The organism is Paenibacillus sp. J31P316 (assembly GCF_056269105.1).
This window is the reverse complement of sequence record NZ_JBWDNI010000001.1, coordinates 195,034-219,386: the sequence shown is the minus strand read 5'-3', so window position 1 is coordinate 219,386 and position 24,353 is coordinate 195,034. Positions and strand designations below refer to the sequence as shown.

The following is a 24,353-nucleotide window of genomic DNA, read 5'->3' as shown; positions in this document are numbered from 1 at the left end:
ATATACCACTGAAGCCAGCCCGTAAGACTCGAACAGGCCATAATAACATGAGGTTTCGTTGAGCGACTACATAAAGGGAGGGGATAGTGCTAGACCAGCAGTTTTATTGCGGCAGGAAAAGCAAAAGCCCCTATCGGCTAGGGGCTTTTTCTTCTGCTTTATGTAACGTTCGTCGCCTCCGGCTTAAACCACAGATCGCGGAACCGCACCCAGCCCAGCGATTCCAGCGAGATGCCGCGTACGGAAGGATGGAAGGCGGTTTTCAAATGTTTGCGATACAGGAACAGGAGCAGATGCGAGGAACGGAGCTCCGTCTCCATTTCCAACAGCGTGCGGGTTCGCATCTCTGCGCTCGGGAGGGCGAGGAGGGCGGTGATCCTTCTCTCCAGATCGGACTGGGTATCCGGCAGCAAATGATGCAGCATGCTCTTGAACAGCTCGATCAGCCGCAGCTCGCGATGCTCGTCCAGCATGACGGCGAACAGCAGCAGATCCGCGGTCAACCGCGATTCGCCCTTGAACACCGCTGCGGGAATGAGCTTGATTTCCAGCTGGATGCCGGCTTGTCTTAATTCATCCTGAACAAGCTCGGCGTCGGATTGATATTGCGGTATGGTAGCCAGCACGATTGTCTCGCCTGTATAGCCGGAGGCTGCCAGCTTATCGAATGTTGTTGACGTTGCCGCATTCCCGGAGATTGGTGCAGGAAGCTGGCGCTCAGGCCAGAAGCTGTCCGTCGCTTCGATCACGTCGCCCGACAGCCGTTCGATCAATTTCGTCCGGTTCAATACTTCGTGAATTGCCTCGCGCAGCGCAGGCTGACGCAGAGGACCGTCGCGGAGCTCGTTGACGGTCAGGAATTTGCAGGTCATGCCCGACTGCCGCACCTGCTGCAGCTGTTCCGCCGCGGGCTCCGTCAGTCTGACGTTATGCATCACTTGGAACGCCGGCTGTCCGCCGTCGGTGCCGAAGCGTGTCGATTCCGTCTCCGTCCATACTTCCACCACGTCCAGAAAGCCTCGGCCTTGAAAATACGACTCGAACGCTTCCAGCGTATAGATCCCATGTTCATTGCCCGCCAGCCGAAAAGGACCCGTGCCGATCGGATGACTGCCGAACGAAGCGCTCGCCTGAAGCTGCATATCGGGTACGATCGACGCGCGGTTCGTCGTCAGGAAAGGCAGAAACAGCTCGTTCGGCGACTGTAATCGAAACGAAATCGTGCGTTCGTCTTGGATACGGATCGCTTCGATATCCCCGTACGTCCAATGGAACAGACCTTTCGGCGCGATGCGCTTCAGCCGCTCGAAGGTGAATTTGACGTCCGAGGCCGTCAGCTCCTGACCATGATGGAACAAGACGCCTTTACGCAGGAAGAACGTCCATGTCCGTCGCGAAACGTCGACCTCCCACGCGTGCGCCAGCTGAGGCAGCACCTCGTCTCCGCCGGGACTCATGCGGACGAGTCCGTCGAACAGCTGGTTGACGAGGTGGGACTCGCCGGCGAAGTGCATGTCCGCTGGATCAAGCGAGTGGATCAGCTGGGGCAGCGGGAAACGCAGAACATCCAGCCGCCGTTCGCCGCGCACCTCGGAGTGGAAACCGAACCGTTCGGACAGCCAAGCCTGGAAACGCGTGCGTAGTCCATTCCCGCCGTCGTCCGTTTCCCGTAGGTAAGAGATGGCGCTCTGCAAATCCTGCTTCTCCGCAATTTCCTGTGCTTCCGCAAGCATTAATTCGTCCTTGCCGGCCAAGAAACGCAGAACGGAGCGATTGCCGCGTCCTCGCTTGGACTCCCAGCTCAGCCACGATTCCCGCTGCATTCGCTGCAGCAGCAGAACCATATTGCGGTGCGTGCAATCCAGGGCATCTGCCAGCTCCTGCGTGGTCGTCTCGAGCGGCTCCTGTTCTTGAACATGCTTATACAGGCTGCGAAGCGCCAGATAATGCCGTCGTATTTTCAGTGTCCCCACTCCCGGTGCGCCATCCGTATAAAATATGAAATGACGAGAAGTTATCTTTCACTTTTTGTTCTTATTTTATCGGTTAGAATAAAAGGAAGCAAGCGCCAGTAATGGCGCATGAATGGAGCGTGTAAGGATGCGAAATCCGGCACCTTGGCAGCGGAGATACGAGAATATCGCCCTGCTGTCGCTGTTGTTTGGCATCGTGAGTCAATATTTGTTCGTCGGCAACGGCTTTAATCTGTCCGTGCCGTTATTTGTTCTCGCTTTCTATGGACTATTCTTCTACGCGGTGAAGGGACGCATCGGCGGGTTCGAGCAGTGGCGCGGCCAATCCAGGTCAGGCTGGCTGCTCAGCCTGCCGGTCGTGCTGCTGTCCCTGACGTTCGCCATCTATGCCAATGAGTTGTTCCGCGGCCTGAACGTTGCGATTCTTCCAGCGCTTGTTGCAGCGCAAACCGTGCTGTTGACGCGAAGCAGCGCAAAGCCTTGGTATCGAACGGGGTTCTACGCCGACGTGCTGTACTTGGCTCTGATCAAACCGTTCGCCTATCTCGGCGTGCCGTTCGGCTTGCTGGCCGATCGTTTCATGCCGAACGACGAGGGCGAGAATCAAGCCTCGCCAAGCAAACTGCGGCGCATTCTGTTCGGCCTGCTGCTCGCGGCGCCGCTTCTCGGACTTGTAATCGGGTTGCTGGCTTCCGCCGATCGGATCTTCAATGAGCTGGTCTGGCGAATTCCAAGGCTGCTGTTTCACTGGAACCTGTTCGACGGCTTTATCCGCATCTTCCTCTGCGCGATCTTCGCTTGTTATGCGTTCTGTTATTTGTGGGCGATCCTGTTCAATCGCAGCGGCGATCATCGGGCGGAAGCGGCGGCCGGCGAATGGAACGGACTGCCGATATCGAATTACGGCGAGAAACGGGCGCCGTTCGCATTTGACTCGCTTACGGCCTGCACGCTCTTGATCAGCTTCAACCTCGTCTATCTCTTATTCGCCGCGATTCAGTTCTCGTATCTATTCGGCGCATCGAGAGGGCTTCTGCCGTCCGGCGTCGTTTACGCGGAGTACGCAAGGCAAGGCTTCGCTCAATTGATCGTCGTCGCGCTCATTAATTTGATCCTGCTGCTGTGCGGGCTGCATCTGGTCAAGCGGGGAGAACGGACCGGTGAACGCGTACGCAAACTATCGCTCAGTCTGCTGGTCGGCTGCACGGTGATCATGCTGATCTCGGCCTTCACCCGGCTGTCGCTGTACGAGGAAATGTACGGCTATACGCAGACGCGGCTGCTCGTGCACGGCTTTATGATCTTTCTATGCTTCATCTTGGCAGCTTCGCTTTTTCGGATATGGAACGCTCACTTCTCGCTGGCGAAGACGTATATCGGGCTTAGCATTGCGGCTTATCTCATCATGAACTATGCTAATCTTGACGCGATGATCGCGGAACGGAACTGCGATCGGTACGAGAGCAGCGGGCGAATCGATGAGGCGTACTTAATGACGCTGTCCGCGGATGCGCTCCCGGCGCTGCTGAAGCTGGAAGCCAAGCACAAGAACGGCGTTGAAGGAATCGATATCGTCATCGCGACCATACGCGAACATACCGCAAGCGAGCATGGGTGGCCGGGATGGAATTGGTCCAAATCCAGGGCTTCGGAAGGCCGCAGTCTCGCAGAGGAATAACTTGGCGATCATGATGGGTAATGAGAGCAATATAGGTATTTGAGGCAATGAAGGTAATGAAGGTAATGAAGGTAATGAAGGCAATGAGGTAGGAAGGGGGCGGGAAATGTTGGCCGAAGCAATCGCAAAGCTCTATGAGAAAGCAAGGGACTATTGCCTCACCTTCCCGGGGACAAGCGAGCGGAACAGTCACGGATCGCCGAGTTTCTTCATTGACGGGAAGAAAGCTTTCGTGCACTTCCAGAACAACCACCACGGCGACGGAAACATCGGGATCTGGTGCGCGGCTCCCGCAGGCGTCCAACAGCTGCTGGTGGCGAGCAATCCGGATGTCTATTACGTGCCAGCTTATGTGGGGCATCTGGGCTGGGTCGGCTTGCGGCTGGACCGCGCAGACGGATGGGACGAAATCGCCTCCGTGATCGGAGATGCATACGTGGTGCGGGCACCGAAGAAATACCTCGCGCAGCTTAGCGAACGTTCATAACGCCCGCGCTTCAACATACACAATGAAGAACGAAAGCTAGCATGGCGAAGCATCACTTGACAGGCATGAGGCTTCTGTTGTATTTTTAGAACCAATCATCAAACGACCGTTATCAAGGACATGCCATTCAGCAATCGCTGCGAACAGAGAGGGAGCCCGCCGGCTGAGAAGCTTCCCGCAGACGCTGATTGGCCCCGCCTTGTAGTCGCTGCAAGGAAATCCGAGTATTTGCAGCCGGGAGATCCCCGTTATCCGAACCAGAGCGCCGAGCGGCGGGATTTGCCGCGTCCGGCTGAATTTGGGGTGGTACCACGAGCACGCACTCGTCCCTTAACCAGGGATGGGTGCGTGTTTTTGTTTGCTCGGAATCGTCAGCTCATTTGAAGTCAAAGAGGAGAAATGGATATGCGACAACAATCGTTATTGGCGCCTACGATGCGCGAGACGCCGGCCGATGCGGAGGCCGTCAGTCATCAATTGCTGGTCAGGGGCGGATTCATCCGCCAGTTGTCCGCGGGGGTTTACTCGTTCCTGCCGCTCGGCAGACGCGTCCTGCGCAACGTGGAACAGATCGTCCGCGAGGAGATGGAACGAACGGCGGCGCAGGAGGTTTTGCTGCCGGCGCTCCAGCCGGCCGACCTCTGGCGCAAGTCGGGCCGGTACGAGGTGTACGGTCCGGAGCTGGTTCGCTTGCGCGACCGCGGCGATCGGGAATTCGTGCTCGGGCCTACGCATGAAGAGGTCATAACGGAGCTGGTCGGTCAAGAGATTTCGACGTACCGGAAGCTGCCGGTGACGCTGTTCCAAATTCAGACGAAATTCCGCGACGAGCGCCGGCCTCGGTTCGGCCTGCTGCGCTGCAGGGAGTTCGTCATGAAAGACGCTTACTCGTTCGCGGCCAATTGGGAAGACCTCGATACCGCTTATCGCGCGATGTACGAAGCGTACCACCGGATATTCGAGCGCAGCGGACTCGCGTTCCGAGCGGTGGAAGCCGACGCGGGCGCCATAGGCGGAGAAGGCGGCACGCACGAATTCATGGCCATTGCCGAGTCAGGCGAGGATGATGTCGTGACATGCTGCCATTGCGACTACGCGGCCAATATGGAGAAAGCATCCGGGCGATCGGCTTCGGGAGGCAATAAGGAAACGGCGGCCGTGGACGCCGTGGCAGAGGCGGAGAAATTCCATACGCCAAGCTTGCGCAGCATCGAGGATTTGGTTGCGGCGCTCGGCATTCGCGGCGACGAGTTGATCAAGACGCTGATCTACATGGCGGACGGCAAGCCTGCCGCGGTGCTCGTCCGAGGCGATCGCACGCTCAATGAGACGAAATTGAAGAACGCGCTCGATGCCGTTGAGCTAGAGCTTGCCGACAGCGAGACGGTACGCGTGATTACGGGCGCAAGCACCGGCTTTGCCGGTCCGATCGGCCTGGAGATTCCGCTGCTCGTCGATGAAGAAGTAACCGTTATGCGGCATGGCGTTGCCGGAGCGAACGAGACGGATTATCATGTGCGGCATGTCGTGCCGGGCAGAGATTTCTCGCTGGCAGCGGTCGGGGATTTCCGCAATGTTGCGGAAGACGAGGCGTGCCCGAACTGCGAGGAAGGGAAGCTCCGTATTATCCGAGGCATCGAGATCGGCCATGTGTTCAAGCTGGGCACGAAATACAGCGAGAAGCTCGGTGCCGGATTCGTGGACGCCGAAGGCGAAAGCCAGCCGATCATAATGGGCTGCTACGGTATCGGAGTCACGCGGCTCCTGTCCGCCGTCATCGAACAGCATCACGACGAGAACGGAATGATCTGGCCGGCCGAGCTCGCGCCGTTCAAGGTGCATGTCATTCCGGTCTCCCTGCAGGACGAAGCGCAGACGGCGGCAGCGAACCGGCTGTATGACGAGCTTCGGGCAGCGGGCATCGACGCGCTGCTCGACGATCGCGGCGAGCGGCTTGGCGTCAAGCTGAAAGACGCCGACCTGATCGGCATTCCGATCCGAATCGTCGTTGGCAAAGGAATTGCCGAAGGCGAAGTCGAATGGAAGATACGGGGAAGCGAAGGCGCTGCCGAACGGATCGCGCTGACGGATGCCTGCGCGGCCGTTCGAAGCTGGCTGAACGCTCGTCCGTAGTCGGCAGTGATCGGGATTCGCGCGAAAGCATACGTACGCGGCTTTTTGAGATGAAATGATGGAGGCGATCGGCATGGAACTGCAATGGAGAATCGCAGAGGAACCGTTCAACGTCACGCTTTATGGCTTATCGAGGCAGCAACGTCCCGGCGAAGCATACGGAGCCATCATCATGGAACTGCTAGGGCATGTCTGGTCGGAAATTCGGAGTCAAGCACTCCCGAACCGCGGGCTCAACCACGTGATTTATGGTGAAGACGGTTCCGTCTTCGCCGGCGTAGAGCTGGAGTTCGAACGCGAGCTTGAACGTGGGCTTCATCTTGAACCTGAACTTGAACTTGATCATGAGACTGAGCTTGATCTTGATACTGAACTTGACCAGGAGCTTGATCCTGAACGCCCGCTTCTTCGCGAAGGCAGCACCGTTCCCAACCTGGCGGCAAAGACACTCTCATTGAACGAATACGCCTATTGCGTGCATCGAGGTCCTTATGACGGACTAGGCCGTACTTATGATGCGCTGGTCGAGGCCGTTCAAGCGTCCGGCCGCGAATGCCGCAAGCCGCTTCTCGAAGTCTACGGCCATTGGCAGGAGGACGAGTCGCTGCTGGAGACGGAGATTTACTTTTCTCTGCGCTAATCCGTTTCACATTTCCCAACCGTCGACATCTGTCCGCCTCTAAACTTCTGCACATGCAACAAAGCCCCGGCCGCTAAGGACCGGGGTTTTTTGTTGCGGGTTGCGTTACGCTTCCTTCGGACGGTCGATCGCTTCGGACATCGTCTTATCCGTCAGATGCGCATAGATTTGCGTCGTCTCCGGCGAAGCATGGCCAAGCTGCTCCTGCGTCTTGTAGAGATCGTTACGCAGATAGTAATCGGTCGCGAACGAATGCCGCAGCTTATGCACGGACAGATACGGCTTGCCGAATCGTCTGGCGTATTTGAGAACCATCGCCTGAATCGCGCGCTTCGTCATGCGAGAGCCTTCGTTCTTGCCGTTCGCGATCGCAAGGAACAGCGCTTTCTCTCGCTTGGGCGCCTTGTATTGCGTGTCCCGGAGCGTCAGGTAATGCTGCAAATCCCGCAGCGCGTCTTGACGGAAATAGACGGGCGTCTTGAACGTCTCGTCGTTCTTGCCTTTCCGGTACACGTAGAGCAGCTGTTTCTTCAAATCCAAGTCGTCCACGTTCATATTGATCAGCTCGGATACGCGCAGCCCGGAATTCAGAATCAGGCTGACGATGGACGTATCCCGCGTCCGGTTGTTCGCATAGGAATAGGAGGCTTGCTTGTTATCCGCGACCTCCATGCCGTAATCCTCGTTGATATAGCGAATGAATTCCTCGATTTCCTGCTCCTGCAGCAGCTTGCCTTCGAGCTTGGCGGCCGTATCCTTGGGCTTGGAGGTTCGTTTGACCGATACCTTCGCCATCACGTTGCGCTTCAGCAGCGGATAGAACTCTTCATCTTCGGCGATCTGGCTCAAATAATGAAACAGCGAGCGCAGCGATGACAGCTTGCGCGAGATGGTCGTCCGGCTGTTGCTCGACTCCGGCCGGGTGGCGAGGAACATGCGGAACGCATCGATGCTGTCCATATGAAGCTTCTCCAATTCATCCAGCTTCACGTCGCGGACCGCGGGTCCTGCGGCCAGCCCTTCGGCCAGAAGCCAGGAGAGGAAGGCGTCGTAATCCCGTACGTATTCCAACAGGGAAGAAGGGGAGAGATCCGGGAGCTTAAAGTTAATGAATTTCTCGATATACCATGGCATCGTCGGCGTTCTCCGGTCCAGCTCCTGCCGGTCCTTGACCTTGAGAATATTCATGTCGATATGCACCTCCGTGTAGTCCATTCTAGTGCAGCGGCCGGACAAAGTAAATCCTGGAAAAGAACGCGCGTTCGATTATCGCGGCCTCCAGACGCGGACCTGATCGATCGAAGAGAAAGGCGGATGCGGATAGTTGAGGTTTCTTGTTGACATGGAGCTTCATTGCTTATATAGTTAGTTACATGAGTAACTAACCAATATGGTGGTGTAGCGATGGGAAATCAAATCGATGACAGCCGTCCCATCTTCGTGCAAATCGCCGAACGAATCGAGGACGATATTTTGGAAGGCGGATTGCCGGAAGAGTCTCAAGTGCCTTCCACGAATCAGTTCGCTTCCTTCTACGGCATTAATCCGGCGACGGCAGCAAAAGGCGTTAATTTGTTGGTGGATCAAGAAATTCTGTACAAGAAGCGAGGGATCGGCATGTTCGTATCATCCGGGGCGAAGGTGAAGCTGATGGAGAAGCGCAAGGAACAGTTTGTCGAACAATACGTCGTGACGATGATTCGGGAAGCGGAGAAGCTCGGGATTACGAGCGACCAGCTGACGGACATGATTCGCGAGAGGGGGAGCCAGGCATGAACGCAATTGTAGAAGCCAAGCGGCTGACGAAGACATACGGCAGCTTCACGGCCGTCAATAACGTGAGCTTCACGATCGAGCCGGATAAAATCTACGGTCTGCTGGGCCGCAACGGAGCAGGGAAGACGACGATCATGCATCTGATTACTGCGCAGCTGTTCGCATCGGGCGGCGAGCTGCTCGTATTCGGCCAAGAGCCGTACGAGAACGAACATGTGCTGCGCCAGACCTGCTTTATTAAAGAAAGCCAGAAATATCCCGATACCTTCCGCGTCATGGACGTGCTCAGCACCGCGGCGATGATGTTCCCGAATTGGGACGGCGAATTCGCCAAACGTCTCTTGACCGATTTCAATCTGCCGCTCAAACGCCGGATGAAGAAGCTTTCCCGCGGCATGCTGTCTTCCGTAGGCATTATTATCGGGCTTGCCAGCCGGGCTCCGCTGACGATATTCGACGAGCCATATCTCGGCTTGGACGCCGTTGCGCGGAACATATTCTACGAGCGGCTGATGGAAGACTACGCCGAATTTCCGCGGACCGTCATTCTCTCGACGCATCTGATCGACGAGGTCAGCAAGCTGCTGGAGCATGTGATCGTCATCGACGGCGGACAAATTCTGCTCGACGAAGAGGCGGATTCCCTCCGCGGAAGAGCATATACGGTTACGGGACCCGCGGCGAAGATCGAGTCCTATGCGGCGGGCAAGCCGGTCATCCATCAAGAAGCGCTCGGCGGCAGCCGCGCGGTCACGGTGTTCGAACGTCTGGGCGCCACGGATCAGAAGCAGGCCGAAGCGCTAGGACTGCAATTTATGCCGGTAACGATACAGCAGCTAATCGTCTATTTGACGAATCGGGCACCGGAACAGAAGGGGGCTAACCTATGAATTCATCGGTTAAAAGCGTCGTACGCATGCATATGAAGGATCGCTTGTCCTGGTTTTATCTGCCTTGGTGCATCGTGCTCAGCAGCTTCGTAATCAATCTGTTCATCGCCGGAACGATTCAGGAGGATCAGCTCGTTACCGGAGGCATAACTTCGATCTTCGTTTATATGTTGGTCAGCGGCATCGTATCGGTTCATCATACATTTTCGTTTGCGCTCGGGTTCAGCATAAGGCGCCGCGATTACTATTCCGGCTCCATGTTGATGATCGGGGCAGTGAGCCTCTTTACGGGCATCTTGCTGACGCTGCTGTCTTCCATCGAGGACGCTTCGGACGGCTGGGCCGTCAGTCTGTATTTCTTCCATCTGCCTTATGTTACCGACGGCAACGTCTTTGAGCAGTTGGTCGTGTTCGCATCGGTGCTGCTGTTCATGTATATGCTCGGCTTTGCCATCTCCAGCCTGTTCCGCCGCTTCGGTAAAGCCGGTATGTATTCGGCGGCGATCGCGTCGCTTATGATCGGGACGCTTCTCGTCTATGCCATCATCTATTTGGAATGGTGGAAAGGAATCCATGACTTTTTCGACGGACGTTCGGCCTTCGAGGTAGGCTTGATGCTGCTGCCCGTATCCATCGTGCTGTCCGGCATCTCTTATGCGCTGTTGCGCAGAAGTACGGTATAACCTTCGGAATTCCTGTCAAATGAGAAAGTTTTAAAATCATTAGAAAACCCCCTTAATCGGCCATGAAGCCTGGATTTCATGCTATGATCAACCTCCATAATCATGTTTGGAGGGATTCAGGCTTCATGAACAGACACAAACGATTGACCGCCTTATTCGCCGGCATGCTGATCGCGGGCAGCTCTATGCTTAGCTTCGGCAGCCCCGCAATGGCGGCTTCCCCGCCGACGCTGAAGTCGGGCAGCCAGGGCGGCGACGTGGCGGACCTGCAGTTCAGACTGCAAACGCTCGGTTATTTCAAAGGCACGATCACGACGACATACGGCATCATCACGCGCACCGCCGTCACGAAATTCCAGAAGGAGCACGGGCTGGCAGCGGACGGCATGGCCGGACCCGCCACATGGTCCAAGCTGAAGAAGCTGACCGTCAACAAGCCCGAGATGTCGAAGCTGGCGCGGATCATTTATTCCGAAGCCAGAGGCGAGGCTTATAAAGGACAGGTGGCCGTCGGCGCCGTCGTCATGAACCGCCTCCAGTCCCCGCTCTTCCCGAAGACGTTGACGGACGTCATCATGGCGCCGCTCGCGTTCTCTGCCGTTGCGGACGGGCAATACTGGCTGCTGCCGAACAACAGCGCCTTCCTCGCGGCGAAGGATGCCGTCCGCGGCTGGGATCCGACATTTAACGCGCTTTATTATTACAACCCGACAACGGCGAAGTCCAAATGGATTCTATCGCGCAAAGTAACGACAAAAATCGGCAATCATGTGTTCGCGGTCTAATTCGCAGTTAATTAATGTCATTAATAAAATCCGCCAAACCGGCGGATTTTTTTTGTTCATTTAGGAAAAATGACCGCAACTATTAGCCGGGAAAGCCCGTTTAAGTTGATAAGGAGAACGAGATCGTCGCCGCGCCAATCAATTAATGGCACTAAGTATCTCACCACTTGCTCGTGCGCCCAGCGAAGCTGACCGGCTCTGGATCAAAGCTTCTCCAAAAATCCAATTCAGAAGAGGAGAGAGAATCATGAAGAAATGGGCAATCATCATGCTCGTCCTATCTCTGTTTGCGTTAAGCAGCACGGCAGCCTATGCACAAGGGAACGGCAACAATAAAAGCTCGAACGATTTCAAGCGTCAGCAAGCATCCTGCAACGTGACCGTCATTTTGCTTAATCAAGTGCTTCAGAAGACCAAGAGCGATCAGACGAAGGCACTGTTGAAGAACCTGATCGCGCAATTCAAAGCGCAATGCGCAGCGGGTACGAACACGAACGATCAGAGCAGCAAGAAAGTGACGGATGACAAGAACGCGCTGGCCATTCAGTTCCTTGGCGGCGACTCGACGAACAACGTTACGCTCCCGGTCATCCTGCCAAGCAAGGGCAAGAACGGCTCGGCCATCAACTGGACGTCCAGCAATCCGCAGGTCATTTCGAATGACGGGCTGACGATCCACCGGCCGACGCAGTCCGATGTAGCGGTAGACTTGACCGCTTCCTTGAAATTCAATAACGCCACTGCCAGCAGAACGTTCCGCATCGTCGTCAAAGGCGTCTATCCGCAGCTCTCCGACAGCGAGCGCGTCGCGAAAGACAAAGCCGCGCTCGCGATCGGCTTCGGCGGCTCCGACAACGCAGGCAGCGTGACGCAGCCGTTCAAATCGCTTCCGACGAAAGGAGCGAACGGTTCCGCGATCAAGTGGACGTCCTCGTCGCCGAACGTCATCTCGAACGACGGACGCGGCGTCAATCGCCCGGGCAACGGCAGCGGAGACGCCTACGTCGTCTTCACGGCCATTATCCAATCCGGGTCCTCCACGGACATCAAGATCTTCCCGGTGACGGTGAAGCAGCAAATGCCGGATCCGCAGCGCGTAGCGGCCGATAAAGCGGCGCTTGCGATCGATTTCGGCGGATCGGATTCCGCGGGACGCGTGACGCGGCCGGTTGACGGACTGCCGTCCAGAGGGGTGAACGGTTCCAAGATCACGTGGAACTCCAGCGTACCGGGCGTGCTTTCCTCGGACGGCAAGACGATTCATCGCCCGGCTAACGGCAGCGGCGACGCTTTCGTCATCCTGACGGCCATCATCAACAGCGGTTCGGCGAGCGACGTGAAAGTATTTATCTTGACGATCAAGCCTGAATTCAACAATCAAGAGAGAGTCGCCGCCGACAAAGCCGATCTTGCTATCTCCTATAAAGGCAATGACAGCTCTTCAAGCGTCACGCAGCCGCTCGGACTGCCGACGAAAGGATACTATGGCAGCACGATCGTCTGGTATTCGAACAATTCGGGCGTCGTTTCGAATAACGGCTCGTCGATTCACCGTCCGGCGCATGGTAAAGGCGATGCGGGCGTGACGCTGACCGCGGTCATCAGCAACAACGGATACGGCGACGTCCGCACGTTCAACGTGACGGTGAAACAGCAATAGCAAGCGAGCGAGTCTTGCCGGCCGAATCCGATCGGTCCGATATTTAGAGTTGTACGGAGTGCCCGATAAGCGCTATGATCTAGTCGAAGCACTTCTACCAGCAAGGACATCATATCGGACAGATCGGGTGAAGCAAAATGGAGATCAATTATTGTATGTCGTGCGGAGCGCCGCTGGCAATTCGCGACGTGGACGGAACGATGCGGAAAGCGTGCACCGCCGACGGCTGCAGCTTCGTGCATTGGGGCAATTACAGCATCGGCGTCGGCGCGCTCGTGCTGCGGGACGAGAAAGTGCTGCTCGTGCGCAGAGCCCAGGAGCCGGGCAAAGGGTATTGGACGAATCCGGGCGGTTATATCGAGCAGCTCGAAATGATTCATGATTCGATCAAGCGCGAAGTCAAGGAAGAGACGGGCGTGGATGCGGAAGTTCGCGGAATCGTGGCATTGCGCGATCTGCCGCGCAACATCCATAACGTCTACATCGCGTTCGCGATGGATTACGTCGGCGGGGAGCCGGAGCCGGACGGCGTCGAAGTGGATATGGCAGGGTTTTACAGCCTGCACGAGCTGGAGACGATGAACGTAGCCGGATTCACGCGCTGGCTGATCGACGTGGCATTGCGTTCGGACAATGACGGTTTGATGGAAGACCTCGCTCCGATCGTGAAGATGGACGGACACGGGTTATTCCGGGTATAACGCACAAAAGAGCCGGATACGCAGAGGCTGCTGCCTCGCATATCCGGCTCTTATCCTGTTAATTGAGTACGCGCCGTGCCGTAACGTAATTCTTCTTCCAGTAGCTGGAGCTTAGATCGGAAATTTCGACGCCGTCGTTGGCGCTGTGCAAAATTTTATTGTTGCCGGCGTAGATGGCCACATGGCTGATGCTGTATCCGTTCGTTTTGAAGAAGACGAGATCGCCCATGCTGAGATAGCCTTTCGCGACCTTCTGTCCTTTCAACGCCTGGTCGAGCGAGGTGCGGGGCAGGGTAATGTTGAAATTATCGTATACATATTGCGTGAACGAAGAGCAGTCGAATGCGTTCGTCATATAAGGGACTGCACCATAGAGATACGGGGTGCCTATGTATTGTTCGCCATAGTCGATCAATTCTTTGGATTTTGCGGTTGCTGCTTCTGCGGTTGCTGCCGTTCCGACGACGACGGCTGTCATGCCGATCGCGGCGCAAAGACTCACATTTAGGATGCTTTTGAGTAAACGTTGTTTGGAAACTTTCATGTCTTTCCCTCCAGCTCTTCAAGGTGCCATTTGTCTTTCAACACTATAGCACAGATGAAACAGGGGGTTTTTGGCGTATGAGGATAATAAACAAGGCATTTAAGGCCAAATTCGACTTTATGAGAATTACGTGAGAAATTTTTAATTTGTAAACGCTTGTCTTGTCGAACGGCGTCATTTGGAATAGAAAACCGATCTCTGTTATGATAATAGCAGGAGTCAAGCGAAAGAAAGGACGTGTCCACGTATGAATAATAGCATGACAGATTCATCGCGTCATTCCGACTCGCAGCTGGCTAAGGCGGCTTTCGCCGGCGGCTGTTTTTGGTGCATGGTAACCCCGTTCGAGGAGCAGCCCGGCATCCATGCCGTCGTCTCCGGTTATATGGGCGGACATACGGTCAATCCTACTTACAAAGAAGTGTGCACGGATACGACGGGACATGCGGAGGCGGTCCAAATCACGTTCGATCCCGCGATCTATCCCTACGAGAAGCTGCTTGAAACGTTCTGGCGGCAAATCGACCCGACGGATGCAGGCGGTCAGTTCCATGATCGCGGCGATTCGTATCGCAGCGCGATCTTTACCTATGGCGAAGAGCAGCGTGCCGCAGCCGAACGCTCGAAGGAAGAGCTTCAACAGAGCGGCCGTTTCGACAAGCCGATCGTGACGGAGATTACCCCGGCAACGGAATTTTATCCGGCCGAGGATTACCATCAGGACTATCACCACAAGAATCCGCTCCGTTACAAAATGTACCGCAAAGGCTCGGGACGCGATGCTTTCATCGCCGAGCATTGGAATACGCGGCAGGACCGCGAAGCGCGCCGGGCTCAACTGACGCCAGCGCAATTCGAAGTCACCCAGAACAACGGTACGGAAGCGCCGTTCACGGGCGAATATTGGGATTTCAACGGGGAAGGCATCTATGTAGACATCGTTTCGGGCGAGCCGCTCTTCAGTTCGACGGACAAATTCGATTCGAACTGCGGCTGGCCGAGCTTCACGAAGCCGATCGTGAACGCGAACGTCAAGGAGAAATCCGACTTCACGCACGGCATGATCCGCACGGAAGTACGCAGCAGGGATGCCGATTCGCATCTGGGCCACGTATTCAATGACGGACCGGGCCCGACGAAGCTTCGCTATTGCATCAATTCGGCCGCGCTGCGCTTCATCCCGAAAGCCGAGATGGAAGCGCAAGGGTACGGCCATCTGCTGTCCACGCTGTAATCAACGGACGAGACCCGTGCTTTCAATGACCACGCGCGAGCTGACTTCGAATTTCACTTGCGGATAAACTTCCTGCCAGTGCTTCCAGTCTTGCTCGTTGCCGAAATATTGCCCCAAGTAATGCAGGCCGAACCCGTAAGGGTCGACGCCTGCATTTCTTATTTTATACAGCAGCTTCTCCGTCGTGCTGTTGAATTTGGCTTCCAGCTTGCGCTGAACGTCGGGAATGTTGCGGTTCAACAGGACGACCGCGCTTTGCTCGACGATGCCCGTCATTTTGAGCCGAAGCTTGACCGTAGGGATCGGATCCTTCGTGATGGTAACATGCCTCGACGCATGCGAAATATAGAGGACGAGCCGTTTGCCTTCATAATTGATGGCGATCCCCGATTTGGCAAACGCATTGGCGCTCAAATTGTAAAGGATGGTATCGGCGCGGTTCAGCACGAGCTGTTCCTTCGTCTTATTAAGCAGAGATAGATTCTCCACGACATAAGAGTCTCCGTCGAATCGGATCGTCGGAAAATAAGGATCCAATCCCTTTTCCTTGAAGCGCCGGAAGCTGTCGAACAAGTACTCCGTCACCGTATACGGCGAGACCGTGCCTTCCTTGCCGAACGTGAGGAAGAAGGCGTTGCCGGCGATGCGTTCCGTCGTCGGGTTGGATTTTAAGACCGACAGCGCGTTAGGCTTCGCTACGGCCGTGTAGGAGATTAACTGAATATCGCGTCTCCGGCTCATCCAATTGAGCGGCTCGTCCATGGAGTGCTTGATGAGTTCATCGCCGAATAGGAATATGCGGCATTGTCCGAAGTCGAGCTCCTTGTCGACATGCGACTTCAGATTGCGGACGGCTTCCGCGATACTGGGTGCCGCCAGATGCTCCACTTGGCTCTCCGCTAAGCCCTCTCCGATCTTGGAGGCGGGAATGGCCAGACGGAGCGTGACTTCGTACGGCGTATCCTTCTTGCCGGTCCAATCCACGCCCATCGCCACGACGAAGAACCGTTTATCGATATCCTTGAAGCCGCAGCCGCTCGTGAACGCGAGGCAGCTCAGCATCAGCGAGATTGCAGCGATTCTCTTCATTCGCCGACCTTCCCTACGGCCGCGGGCTGCGATTCGGCTCTCGGCATTGTTTTCGACCTTGATTTCTTTTGCCGCCACACGAAGTAAAGCATCATGAACACCGTCAGGATTTCGAAGAAAAAGCGCGAGACGATCCAGATCTCCGACATCCACTGGTTGTCTTCCGTCGACATGAAATACATATAGACGAAAGCCACGACTCCGATTCCGATCGAAAACCAAATGTTAACGCGGGATACGGGATCCTCTTCCACGCCTTTATAGCGATTCATCGTATATCGGACGAATTGGATCGCCGTATGCCAGGTGTTCATGACATATAACAGCGAGATGCCCGTGAACATCAGGAGGAAGATATACAGCACGCGATTAATAAAGCCATAGTCCAGCGCCATGGAATCGGCCGTCATCGTCCAAAGAAAGACGTAATCCTCCACGCCGACCGTACCGTGAAAGCCGATCGGCACGAAGAAGGTTACGGCCAGGAATAAGCTGCCGAACAGCGGCACGACCCATCGGTAACGGAATTTGAACCCCTCGGCATGCATGCGATTGAATAGGACGACGCACATATAGCCCGAGAACAGGAAGGTCGACGCGGCGACCGTAATGAAGGACGGCGGCGCGCTGACATAGCCGGCCACGTAGCGAATGGCATTCCAGTCCATGTTCTCATTGGTTACTGCCTTGAGAAGAAACAGGATGATGAGCGGAGAGATGAGCACCATCACGATTTCCTGAATGAATTGCACGGTCCGCGTCGATCGGCTGCTGGCCCAGACGGCAGCGCTGGCGAGCAGGAACAGATTGACCAAAGGAGGCATGTCCGGATAGAAGAACATCCTAGCCGTCTCGGCATACGAGTAGATGACGATAATACCCGATGGAAGCCAGATGAGTAAGGCGGCGATCAGGATATTGATTTTCGTCAACCACCTGGGGAGGAACAGATCGCTTATTTCGGGTAATCCGAGTCCCGGAAAGCGTTCGAAGCAGGCCATCGTCACCAGCGACATGACGGAGCTGATTGCAATGGCGACCAGCATGCCGGCTACTGCGCCATGGAAGCGATCCCTGATCAGCAGGATCGGAACGAACATCATGATGTTGATCATGCCGACGTAGAACACGTGATAGTAGAAGTATCGGATCATGACGATCGCCCGCCTTTCGCAGCATGATGTCTCCGTGCTTCGTTCTTCGGTACGTACACGGCCAGGTAAGGCTGGCCAAAGCTTCGCAAATTGCACCAGTATACGATCAGGCAGAAGAACGTCACGACGACGCCGAGCAATCCATAGAAGATCGCGACGACGACGAAGATATACTTGATGAATCGAATCGAGTAGCCGAAGCCGTTATTCGGAATGACGAAGTTCGAAATCGCGACGACGGAGGTTACGATGATCATGATGCTGCTTACGAGTCCGGCTTGCTGAATGGATTGGCCGAGAATCAAACCGCCTACGGTCGTCGCCGTGGAACCGATGGAACGCGGCAGCCTTAAGCTGGCCTCGATGAGCGCCTCGATCATGAAGAGCATGAGGAACACCTCGATGAACGAAGGGTAAGGAACGACGACGCGGCTGCCGGCGATGGAAAGCGTCAATTGAACGCGCAATACCTCCGGATTGTAGGAGACGATCGCGATGTACGCGGCCGGCAGCGTGATCGTCAGCACCATGGCGATGTAGCGCATGAGGAGCAGCATCTTGCTCATCCAATGAAACTCGTAATCATCGTCCATCGCATGCATGAATTCGAACATCCGAACGGGGAGTATAAGGCCGAAACGGCTGCCGTCCAATAGCAGCGCGACTTTGCCGCGTTCCAGCATCGTCGCGATGCGGTCGGGACGCTCCGTTTGGAGTATAATGGGAAATAGCTTGTGGCGTCTGCCGGACAGCTCCTTCAACAGCTGCCCCATGGCGCGCAGCGTTTTGACTTTGACTTTGGACAATCGGTCGTTAATCAGCTCGAGCACGTCGCGATTCACGAGCTCGGTATCGTAGAGCAGCATGACGCGGGACTTCGAGACTTCGCCGAGCACATGCTGCTCCACGCAGAGCGTCGGCTCGTTGTAGCGCAAGCGGACCAAGCTGACGTTCATGTCGAGATCTTCCGTCATCGCGGACTGCGGCCCCTGCAGCGTGGATTCGATCTGAACTTCGTCGGGCCTGTCGAACAGCTTGCGCTGCACGTCGAAGCGGTAAACTTTATCTTCGATCTTGAACAGCAGCGTGCCCTTCAGCAGCAGATTCGTCCACAGCGCGGGCTCGTCGACCTCGGAAAAGCAAGGATCCGCTTCTATCATGCGGTTGAAGACGTTAAGATCGAAACGATAGGAGAACGGGACGAGCAATCCGTCTTTAATCAGCGTCGGGTCGCACAGCGACGGAAAATAACAGACCTCCATTTGAATAATGCCGTTATTCAGGGTATCGCTGAACAAATCGGACGGATTTTGCAGCTGCTTGCGGATTTGTTCGATCATACGCAGTCCTCCGATCCCTTGATTTGGGAATTAGGATGCCCGGATAGCGGTACAATATGCAAATACTGGATGGATCGACCAGGGTTGAAGCGATTGGGAGAGGAGCGGGATACGATTGAAATTCGTGTTGGCGCCGGATTCATTCAAGGAAAGCATGAGTGCCTCGCGCGTGGCTGCCATAATGCGGGAAGCAATAACGGAGATAATCCGCGGCAGCGAGGTCGAGATTGTCGAGCTGCCGGTCGGCGACGGCGGGGAGGGCACGCTGGAGCTGCTGGCGAACGCTTTGGACGGCCGCTTGATTGAGGCGGAGGTGACAGGGCCGATCGGCGATCCGGTCGCTGCGCGATTCGGCCTATCGGGCGACGGCAGAACGGCGATCGTGGAGATGGCGCAAGCAAGCGGTCTGCAGCTGGTCCCTGCGCCGGTTCGGAATCCGCTGCTGACGACCACGTACGGGACCGGGGAGCTGATTCGCCTTGCGCTGGAGAGCGGTTCCGTAAGGCAGCTGATCGTAACGATCGGCGGAAGCGCCACGAACGACTGCGGCGCAGGCATGCTGCAGGCGCTTGGCGTCCGACTGCTGGATGGAAGCGGTCAGTCCATCGGACGCGGAGGCGGCGAGCTGCATCGTGTTGCGGTCATCGACCTGACGGGCATGGACCCGCGCTTGAAGTCGATCGGCATATCCGTCGCTTGCGACGTGACGAATCCGCTGGTCGGTCCGCGCGGCGCGTCGCATGTGTTCGGTCCGCAGAAAGGCGCGACGCCGGAGATGGCGAAACAATTGGATGCGGCGCTGACGCACTTCGCGGACCGCATCGAAGAGACCGCCGGTCTTCGTCTGCATGATATCGCCGGGGCCGGTGCGGCAGGAGGGCTCGGAGCCGCATTGATGCTGTGCGGCGGCAAGCTGGAGCCGGGCATCGAACTCGTCTTGAACGCGGTGGGCTTCGATGCGCATGTGAAGGGAGCGGATTATGTCTTGACGGGGGAAGGCCGAATCGACGGCCAGACGCCGAACGGGAAAGTCATCGCGGGCATTGCCAGGCATGCGAAGCGCGCCGGCGTGCCGGTGCTCGCTTTCGCGGGCAGCCTGCAGCCGGGCTACGAGGAGTTGTATGGGGGAGGCTTGCAAGCGGCGTTCAGCATCACGTCGAGCCCGATGACGCTGGAAGAAGCATTGAAGCAGGGCGAGTCGAATTTGCGTCAAACGGTCTCGAACGTCCTGCGTATGATGGTTGCGAAGAACGATCTGAACTGAAATGCGCCATCTGCGAGATCGTTAGAGATCGATTACGAGATTGTAGGAGGAAGGCGGACATAGCTGCGAGAAATAATAAGCTTCGGAGGGATCCCAGCGGCGATGCCACTCGATATCTTCGCTGTTCTCGCGCTCATTATGCCGCTGGTGCCTAATCGTGTCCGGAACCCGGATTAATATCTTATAGTCGATCAGGTCTCTCAGCTCGGGCAGGGCGCTGTAGATGCCGTCGAGCAGAATGATGGAAGCAGGCCGGACGGTGACGGCAACGCGAGCCAGTCTGTCTTCCGTCTCGAAGGAATAAGGACGATAGCTGGCGGGCCGTCCGTTCATGAGCGGCTCCAGCACTTCGCGGCGAAGCCGATTCCAGTCCAGGCAGCGGCGACATTTCTGCTCATCCGGGCAGCGATCCCATTCTTCCTCCGGAACGGCTGCATCGAAGAAATCGTCATAATGGATGACTGAAGCATCTGCCAGCGGCGCCGCCATGAGCGCCAGCGTTGTCTTCCCGGCGCCGCTTCCGCCGTCAAGCGCCACGATAATCGGCCGATCGAACCGGGTTTTTGCAACTAGGACCGAGGCTGCGATCTTTTGCGAGGCTGCTAGCAAGTCAGGCGGTAAGCTGTTCGGTTCAAGCGTCATAGGTATTCCTTCCTTTCAAACCTATAGTCCCTGGCGTTTCGTGTGAATATATCGCAATAGCTTGCTCCATCTATTCGCGGCTACTCATGCATATACCTTCTTACAGAGGCTGATACGTAAGAGAAATCAGGAATGCAGTCAGCGGCGGGTAATGATGTTTAACCGCGTGATGCGGATGACTGGATACGGAAGGAAGGGTTCGCATGCATGGTCCGGGATATGTGATCCTTTGGGTGATTTTGCTGCTGGTGCTGCTCGCTGCCGGTTGGCGGAGAAGATGGTGGCCATTCGCCGTTTACGCGCTGGGCTGCCTTATTCTGTTCGTGGAAGTCAATCGCGGCAACGGCGGCTGGGATGACTTGGCCGATTTCGCGACACTCATCGTGTTCGTGCTGCCGCTTTACTTGATCGGGTCAATCCTATGGCTGATTCTCTATTTGGTTGGCAAGAAACGCAAAACGAACCATTAGCTTATGTCACTAATAGTTAACATCATGAATAATCGAAAATGGAGGGATTCGCATGGCTATTGTTCAAGTAACGATTGTTCCTCTCGGAACGGAATCGCCAAGCGTCGGCGCCTACGTGGCGTCCGTGATCAACGTCCTGCAGGAAGCAAAAGAGTCGATCCGCTATCAGTTGACGCCGATGAGCACGATTATCGAAGGCGAACTGGACGATTTGCTCGCCGTCATTCGGCGCATGCACGAGGTCCCGTTCGAGAACGGCGCGCTGCGGGTATCGACCTCGATCACGATCGATGACCGGAGAGACAAGAAAGGGACGATGGAACAGAAGATGCAATCGGTGGAAGAGAAATTACGCTAATGGAGGTGCGAGAATGTCCGGTCCTGCAGATGAGCTGCCGATGCTCTTGTTCGAGAGCGAGCGGCAAATGGAAGATTGGCTGGAGCGGCATCATGAGGCTTCGGCGGGAGTATGGCTGCAAATTGCGAAGAAAGCTTCGGGATTGACATCGATTACATACAACGAAGCGCTTGAGATCGCCCTCTGTTATGGCTGGATCGACAGCAGGAAGGAGAAGCTCAATGACGAATTGTGGATCCAGCGGTTTACGCCGCGCGGACCGCGAAGCATATGGTCGAAAGTGAATGTGGAGAAGGTAGCGCGGTTGATCGAACAGAATCGGATGAAACCGGCGGGATTGCGCGCAATCGAGCAGGCGAAGCAAAACGGCCAGTGGGACAAGGCGTATGCGCCTCAGAGCACATCGGAATTGCCGGCGGATTTTGCGGAGGCGCTGGCCGGGAACGAGAAGGCTAGCGCATTCTTCGAGGCGCTCGACAGGCAGAATCGCTACGCGATGATCTTCAGGATCCATAATGCCAAGAAGGCGGAAACCCGGATGAAGCGTATTGCGCAATTCGTGGATATGCTGGAGAAGGGCGAGCGAATCTACCCGAAATGACGGAGACTGCAAGCGTGATTATGGATGAAAATGGATGGATGACAGGATGCAACAAAAAAACCTTGGAGCTGCTGCTCCAAGGTTTTTGTATGCGCATTTTTATCAAGACCTAATTCAACATCATACCAGCGCTTTCCGAAACAGTCTATATTTTTAGTTGAACTTCCGCTAACATTCTTATTGCCGGCAATAAAATGGAACGGGAGCGATGCGATGCTATGAATCATCTAACTCATCTTCAACCGCAGGATTTGGCAAGCTTTGCAAGGCAAGCCTTTGGAACCGGATACCATCCGGCCATGACGGAGCGCTTGTACGGCGGTGCCCAGAAGGTCATCTACAAGGTGGATTTCACGAATGGCTTTACTTGTCTGCTGTACGTGTGGGATCTGAGCCAGAATTATTTTCAGGAAGAGATCGAGAATGCCGACGGTCCATTATGGAATTCCTACGGCGCTGAGCTATTCGCTACGAATCATGCTTTTCTGCAGCAGAACGGGATTCGAACGCCAACCCTATATGCGATGAATCGGGACCGGGCGCAATACCCTTTCGATTATGCGTTCGTCGAATTCATTGCCGGCCCGAAGCTGGAAGCTTACTTGGACGGCTCTTCTCCGCTGAATGAACCGTTGATGGAGCAGCTGTCCGATCTCCTTCGGCGTATGCATGGCCTGGAGCGCGGGACATATGGACCTGTCGATAGCAACGATAATCAGCTTGTCCCCTGCCATCGTTACCAGCTGTTGAATGCCTTGCGGCAATTGGAATTTGCCGCGCAGCATGTTGCCTCGGTCGCGGCGCATCAAGAACAGTTGATTCAACTCATGCAAGACCTAGAGCAGAGGATCAAGCCAAGGCAGCGGTATGGCTTCATTCATGGGGAGCTTGGTCCCGACCATGTACTCGTAAAGAATGATAATGAGCTCTGCTTGATCGACATCGAAGGCGCGAGCTTCTATGACGTCGAGCATGAGCACAGCTTCCTGCGGCTTCGCTTTGGGGACTGGTACCGGTATCTGAGAGACGACTCGCTAGACGCGGACCGGCTGGCATTCTATCAGCTGCATCAGCATATTTCTTGTGCGGCCGGCGGCTTGAAGCTGGTGCAGCGAGGGTTCCGCGACGAGGTGCTGGCGCGGCATATTTTCGAGCATAATCTTCGCAGTACCTTAGCCTTCATCGGCCAAACTTAGCAATCGAGGCGGGGAAGGCGTGCAAGATCGATCCGGCAGCGTGCCGCATTCAAGGCAGCCCGCATACTTATAGGCAGAGAGGGGAATGCGGATGATCGTAACGATAGCGAACGGTGATACGGTTAAAGGGATCGCTGCAAGGTTCCATTCCACGGCGGCAGCCATCCTCGAGGCGAATGTCATTTGCGATCCGGATTTGATCAGCGCCGGACGACCGATCCTTGTCCCGGACACCGGCATCGATTATGCAAAGTCTGGCGGGTATCCTTATTACGTCGCGCAGACCGGCGATACGCTGGCTTGCATCGCCGGGCAGTTTCATCAAACCGATGCGGGGCTTGCAGCAGCCAATCGCCTGCCGGCAGGATCGCCTATCCCAGCCGGCGGCGAGTTGCTCGTCGCCTTCAGCCCGCCGAATCCGGCAACGCTGGCGGCAGAGTGGAAAACTACCGCTGACGGAAGCGGGTGTGCATTGAATCCGATGCAGGAACACGGCATCTATTATATCGGCTCTTTCCAATGGGAGGCGCTTGGCGAACAGGCCGTTCCTTTTCTTGTTCCGCTTACGAAACACGCCTGCCAAACGGTGCGCTATCATGCCGTTATGGCTCTTGGCCGGATGGCTTCAGAATCGGCTTCGGCCAAAGCGGCTCTTGAAGAGGCCGCGCATGACGCGGATGAGCGTGTACGCCGATTGGCGCAGCTGGCTCTACAAAGAACCGCACAGGCAAAGCGATTCGGCAGGCGGCTGCACGTGACGACCGCGGATCAACTGCTGTATGCGGAGCCGAACGGCGCATCCACGACGACTGCCATTCCCGCCGGAACCGAAGTGATCTCGCTCCACTGGCATATTCCGAGCAGCGCGAACGAAGAGGGACCTCGAGGCGGGCTGGCTTATTTCGATCAGATTCGCATCGCGTCTTCCGGTCAGACTGGGTATTTGCCACGAGTCGGTTTCGATGATATTCAGCTGCTATGAAGATGGTGCGCGAACATAGCTAGCGAGCATGCCGAAAATCCGAATCGAATGCGATCAGACCCGTATGGCCACG

General features: G+C 55.9%; 24 protein-coding genes. 17 read left to right on the top strand and 7 right to left on the bottom strand.

The genetic code is table 11. The features are described from left to right. Positions 1 to 158 precede the first annotated feature (158 nt). Positions 159 to 1,973 carry an ABC transporter substrate-binding protein gene (locus AC0YNU_RS00905; protein WP_475752436.1) on the bottom strand — a complete coding sequence of 605 codons (1,815 nt, stop codon included), beginning with the start codon at positions 1,971 to 1,973 and terminating at the stop codon, positions 159 to 161. Positions 1,974 to 2,100: 127 nt separating this feature from the next. Here AC0YNU_RS00905 and AC0YNU_RS00900 point away from each other — a divergent pair, with 127 nt between their 5' ends. The 4 genes from AC0YNU_RS00900 to AC0YNU_RS00885 all read left to right on the top strand — a co-directional run bounded on the left by AC0YNU_RS00900 (position 2,101) and on the right by AC0YNU_RS00885 (position 6,911). Beyond that, the gene (locus tag AC0YNU_RS00900) at positions 2,101 to 3,651 is read left to right on the top strand and encodes a DUF4153 domain-containing protein (protein ID WP_475752435.1); all 1,551 of its coding nucleotides are present in this window, start codon (positions 2,101 to 2,103) and stop codon (positions 3,649 to 3,651) included. A 106-nt stretch (positions 3,652 to 3,757) separates the two neighbouring features. Further along, the gene (locus tag AC0YNU_RS00895; protein WP_475752434.1) at positions 3,758 to 4,138 is read left to right on the top strand and encodes an MmcQ/YjbR family DNA-binding protein; all 381 of its coding nucleotides are present in this window, start codon (positions 3,758 to 3,760) and stop codon (positions 4,136 to 4,138) included. A 405-nt stretch (positions 4,139 to 4,543) separates the two neighbouring features. After that, positions 4,544 to 6,271 carry a proline--tRNA ligase gene (locus AC0YNU_RS00890; RefSeq protein WP_475752433.1) on the top strand — a complete coding sequence of 576 codons (1,728 nt, stop codon included), beginning with the start codon at positions 4,544 to 4,546 and terminating at the stop codon, positions 6,269 to 6,271. Between the two features lie 73 nt (positions 6,272 to 6,344). Beyond that, complete coding sequence (locus AC0YNU_RS00885; RefSeq protein WP_475752432.1) at positions 6,345 to 6,911, top strand: GyrI-like domain-containing protein; 567 nt, start codon at positions 6,345 to 6,347, stop codon at positions 6,909 to 6,911. 105 nt (positions 6,912 to 7,016) lie between these two features. Here the strand turns inward: AC0YNU_RS00885 and xerS are convergent, their stop codons facing one another. Next, complete coding sequence (gene xerS, locus AC0YNU_RS00880; protein ID WP_475752431.1) at positions 7,017 to 8,099, bottom strand: tyrosine recombinase XerS; 1,083 nt, start codon at positions 8,097 to 8,099, stop codon at positions 7,017 to 7,019. Between the two features lie 216 nt (positions 8,100 to 8,315). Between xerS and AC0YNU_RS00875 the strand changes: the two genes are divergently transcribed. From AC0YNU_RS00875 to AC0YNU_RS00850, 6 genes are all read left to right on the top strand, one after another. Continuing rightward, a complete protein-coding gene (locus AC0YNU_RS00875; protein WP_475752430.1) occupies positions 8,316 to 8,687 on the top strand; it encodes a GntR family transcriptional regulator in 372 nt (123 codons plus the stop codon). Further along, positions 8,684 to 9,577, top strand: a complete 894-nt coding sequence (locus AC0YNU_RS00870) for an ABC transporter ATP-binding protein (protein ID WP_475752429.1) — start codon at positions 8,684 to 8,686, stop codon at positions 9,575 to 9,577. The genes AC0YNU_RS00875 and AC0YNU_RS00870 overlap by 4 nt, the downstream gene beginning before the upstream one ends. Beyond that, positions 9,574 to 10,260 (top strand): hypothetical protein, encoded by a 687-nt coding sequence (locus AC0YNU_RS00865; RefSeq protein WP_475752428.1) that lies wholly within the window; start codon positions 9,574 to 9,576, stop codon positions 10,258 to 10,260. The genes AC0YNU_RS00870 and AC0YNU_RS00865 overlap by 4 nt, the downstream gene beginning before the upstream one ends. Positions 10,261 to 10,385: 125 nt before the next feature. Then, the gene (locus AC0YNU_RS00860; protein ID WP_475752427.1) at positions 10,386 to 11,045 is read left to right on the top strand and encodes a cell wall hydrolase; all 660 of its coding nucleotides are present in this window, start codon (positions 10,386 to 10,388) and stop codon (positions 11,043 to 11,045) included. 247 nt (positions 11,046 to 11,292) lie between these two features. Continuing rightward, positions 11,293 to 12,705: an immunoglobulin-like domain-containing protein gene (locus tag AC0YNU_RS00855; protein WP_475752426.1), complete on the top strand. Its 1,413-nt coding sequence runs from the start codon at positions 11,293 to 11,295 to the stop codon at positions 12,703 to 12,705. 155 nt (positions 12,706 to 12,860) lie between these two features. Then, a complete protein-coding gene (locus tag AC0YNU_RS00850) occupies positions 12,861 to 13,406 on the top strand; it encodes an NUDIX domain-containing protein (RefSeq protein WP_475752425.1) in 546 nt (181 codons plus the stop codon). 58 nt (positions 13,407 to 13,464) lie between these two features. Here the strand turns inward: AC0YNU_RS00850 and AC0YNU_RS00845 are convergent, their stop codons facing one another. Then, a complete protein-coding gene (locus AC0YNU_RS00845) occupies positions 13,465 to 13,950 on the bottom strand; it encodes a C40 family peptidase (protein WP_475752424.1) in 486 nt (161 codons plus the stop codon). Positions 13,951 to 14,197: 247 nt separating this feature from the next. Between AC0YNU_RS00845 and msrA the strand changes: the two genes are divergently transcribed. Next, a complete protein-coding gene (msrA, locus tag AC0YNU_RS00840) occupies positions 14,198 to 15,184 on the top strand; it encodes a peptide-methionine (S)-S-oxide reductase MsrA (RefSeq protein ID WP_475752423.1) in 987 nt (328 codons plus the stop codon). Here the strand turns inward: msrA and AC0YNU_RS00835 are convergent, their stop codons facing one another. The 3 genes from AC0YNU_RS00835 to AC0YNU_RS00825 are packed head-to-tail and all read right to left on the bottom strand — an operon-like array spanning position 15,185 to position 18,767. Continuing rightward, positions 15,185 to 16,273, bottom strand: coding sequence for a Ger(x)C family spore germination protein (locus AC0YNU_RS00835; RefSeq protein ID WP_475752422.1), 1,089 nt, complete (start codon positions 16,271 to 16,273; stop codon positions 15,185 to 15,187). After that, entirely contained in the window at positions 16,270 to 17,427 is a 1,158-nt protein-coding gene (locus tag AC0YNU_RS00830) for a hypothetical protein (RefSeq protein WP_475752421.1), read from the bottom strand. The genes AC0YNU_RS00835 and AC0YNU_RS00830 overlap by 4 nt, the downstream gene beginning before the upstream one ends. Then, entirely contained in the window at positions 17,424 to 18,767 is a 1,344-nt protein-coding gene (locus tag AC0YNU_RS00825) for a spore germination protein (protein WP_475752420.1), read from the bottom strand. The genes AC0YNU_RS00830 and AC0YNU_RS00825 overlap by 4 nt, the downstream gene beginning before the upstream one ends. 124 nt (positions 18,768 to 18,891) lie before the next feature. Here AC0YNU_RS00825 and AC0YNU_RS00820 point away from each other — a divergent pair, with 124 nt between their 5' ends. Beyond that, positions 18,892 to 20,031 carry a glycerate kinase gene (locus AC0YNU_RS00820; protein ID WP_475753904.1) on the top strand — a complete coding sequence of 380 codons (1,140 nt, stop codon included), beginning with the start codon at positions 18,892 to 18,894 and terminating at the stop codon, positions 20,029 to 20,031. Positions 20,032 to 20,052: 21 nt separating this feature from the next. Here AC0YNU_RS00820 and AC0YNU_RS00815 read toward each other — a convergent pair whose 3' ends face one another. Further along, positions 20,053 to 20,673 (bottom strand): uridine kinase family protein, encoded by a 621-nt coding sequence (locus AC0YNU_RS00815; RefSeq protein WP_475752419.1) that lies wholly within the window; start codon positions 20,671 to 20,673, stop codon positions 20,053 to 20,055. A 203-nt stretch (positions 20,674 to 20,876) separates the two neighbouring features. Between AC0YNU_RS00815 and AC0YNU_RS00810 the strand changes: the two genes are divergently transcribed. The 5 genes from AC0YNU_RS00810 to AC0YNU_RS00790 all read left to right on the top strand — a co-directional run bounded on the left by AC0YNU_RS00810 (position 20,877) and on the right by AC0YNU_RS00790 (position 24,280). Then, positions 20,877 to 21,143 carry a hypothetical protein gene (locus tag AC0YNU_RS00810; protein WP_475752418.1) on the top strand — a complete coding sequence of 89 codons (267 nt, stop codon included), beginning with the start codon at positions 20,877 to 20,879 and terminating at the stop codon, positions 21,141 to 21,143. 52 nt (positions 21,144 to 21,195) lie between these two features. Continuing rightward, complete coding sequence (locus tag AC0YNU_RS00805; protein WP_475752417.1) at positions 21,196 to 21,501, top strand: MTH1187 family thiamine-binding protein; 306 nt, start codon at positions 21,196 to 21,198, stop codon at positions 21,499 to 21,501. 13 nt (positions 21,502 to 21,514) lie between these two features. After that, positions 21,515 to 22,102, top strand: a complete 588-nt coding sequence (locus tag AC0YNU_RS00800) for a YdeI/OmpD-associated family protein (protein WP_475752416.1) — start codon at positions 21,515 to 21,517, stop codon at positions 22,100 to 22,102. 218 nt (positions 22,103 to 22,320) lie between these two features. Further along, complete coding sequence (locus AC0YNU_RS00795) at positions 22,321 to 23,298, top strand: phosphotransferase family protein (protein WP_475752415.1); 978 nt, start codon at positions 22,321 to 22,323, stop codon at positions 23,296 to 23,298. Positions 23,299 to 23,389: 91 nt separating this feature from the next. Beyond that, positions 23,390 to 24,280, top strand: coding sequence for a LysM peptidoglycan-binding domain-containing protein (locus AC0YNU_RS00790; protein WP_475752414.1), 891 nt, complete (start codon positions 23,390 to 23,392; stop codon positions 24,278 to 24,280). Positions 24,281 to 24,353: the final 73 nt, after the last annotated feature.

What these genes read in the sequence shown, in the direction of transcription:
- AC0YNU_RS00900 (WP_475752435.1), top strand. Translation starts at nt 2,101, where the DNA reads ATGCGAAATCCGGCACCTTGGCAGCGGAGATACGAGAATATCGCCCTG.
- AC0YNU_RS00895 (WP_475752434.1), top strand. Translation starts at nt 3,758, where the DNA reads ATGTTGGCCGAAGCAATCGCAAAGCTCTATGAGAAAGCAAGGGACTAT.
- AC0YNU_RS00890 (WP_475752433.1), top strand. Translation starts at nt 4,544, where the DNA reads ATGCGACAACAATCGTTATTGGCGCCTACGATGCGCGAGACGCCGGCC.
- AC0YNU_RS00885 (WP_475752432.1), top strand. Translation starts at nt 6,345, where the DNA reads ATGGAACTGCAATGGAGAATCGCAGAGGAACCGTTCAACGTCACGCTT.
- xerS (WP_475752431.1), bottom strand. Translation starts at nt 8,099, where the DNA reads ATGAATATTCTCAAGGTCAAGGACCGGCAGGAGCTGGACCGGAGAACG.
- AC0YNU_RS00875 (WP_475752430.1), top strand. Translation starts at nt 8,316, where the DNA reads ATGGGAAATCAAATCGATGACAGCCGTCCCATCTTCGTGCAAATCGCC.
- AC0YNU_RS00870 (WP_475752429.1), top strand. Translation starts at nt 8,684, where the DNA reads ATGAACGCAATTGTAGAAGCCAAGCGGCTGACGAAGACATACGGCAGC.
- AC0YNU_RS00865 (WP_475752428.1), top strand. Translation starts at nt 9,574, where the DNA reads ATGAATTCATCGGTTAAAAGCGTCGTACGCATGCATATGAAGGATCGC.
- AC0YNU_RS00860 (WP_475752427.1), top strand. Translation starts at nt 10,386, where the DNA reads ATGAACAGACACAAACGATTGACCGCCTTATTCGCCGGCATGCTGATC.
- AC0YNU_RS00855 (WP_475752426.1), top strand. Translation starts at nt 11,293, where the DNA reads ATGAAGAAATGGGCAATCATCATGCTCGTCCTATCTCTGTTTGCGTTA.
- AC0YNU_RS00850 (WP_475752425.1), top strand. Translation starts at nt 12,861, where the DNA reads ATGTCGTGCGGAGCGCCGCTGGCAATTCGCGACGTGGACGGAACGATG.
- AC0YNU_RS00845 (WP_475752424.1), bottom strand. Translation starts at nt 13,950, where the DNA reads ATGAAAGTTTCCAAACAACGTTTACTCAAAAGCATCCTAAATGTGAGT.
- msrA (WP_475752423.1), top strand. Translation starts at nt 14,198, where the DNA reads ATGAATAATAGCATGACAGATTCATCGCGTCATTCCGACTCGCAGCTG.
- AC0YNU_RS00835 (WP_475752422.1), bottom strand. Translation starts at nt 16,273, where the DNA reads ATGAAGAGAATCGCTGCAATCTCGCTGATGCTGAGCTGCCTCGCGTTC.
- AC0YNU_RS00830 (WP_475752421.1), bottom strand. Translation starts at nt 17,427, where the DNA reads ATGATCCGATACTTCTACTATCACGTGTTCTACGTCGGCATGATCAAC.
- AC0YNU_RS00825 (WP_475752420.1), bottom strand. Translation starts at nt 18,767, where the DNA reads ATGATCGAACAAATCCGCAAGCAGCTGCAAAATCCGTCCGATTTGTTC.
- AC0YNU_RS00815 (WP_475752419.1), bottom strand. Translation starts at nt 20,673, where the DNA reads ATGACGCTTGAACCGAACAGCTTACCGCCTGACTTGCTAGCAGCCTCG.
- AC0YNU_RS00810 (WP_475752418.1), top strand. Translation starts at nt 20,877, where the DNA reads ATGCATGGTCCGGGATATGTGATCCTTTGGGTGATTTTGCTGCTGGTG.
- AC0YNU_RS00805 (WP_475752417.1), top strand. Translation starts at nt 21,196, where the DNA reads ATGGCTATTGTTCAAGTAACGATTGTTCCTCTCGGAACGGAATCGCCA.
- AC0YNU_RS00800 (WP_475752416.1), top strand. Translation starts at nt 21,515, where the DNA reads ATGTCCGGTCCTGCAGATGAGCTGCCGATGCTCTTGTTCGAGAGCGAG.
- AC0YNU_RS00795 (WP_475752415.1), top strand. Translation starts at nt 22,321, where the DNA reads ATGAATCATCTAACTCATCTTCAACCGCAGGATTTGGCAAGCTTTGCA.
- AC0YNU_RS00790 (WP_475752414.1), top strand. Translation starts at nt 23,390, where the DNA reads ATGATCGTAACGATAGCGAACGGTGATACGGTTAAAGGGATCGCTGCA.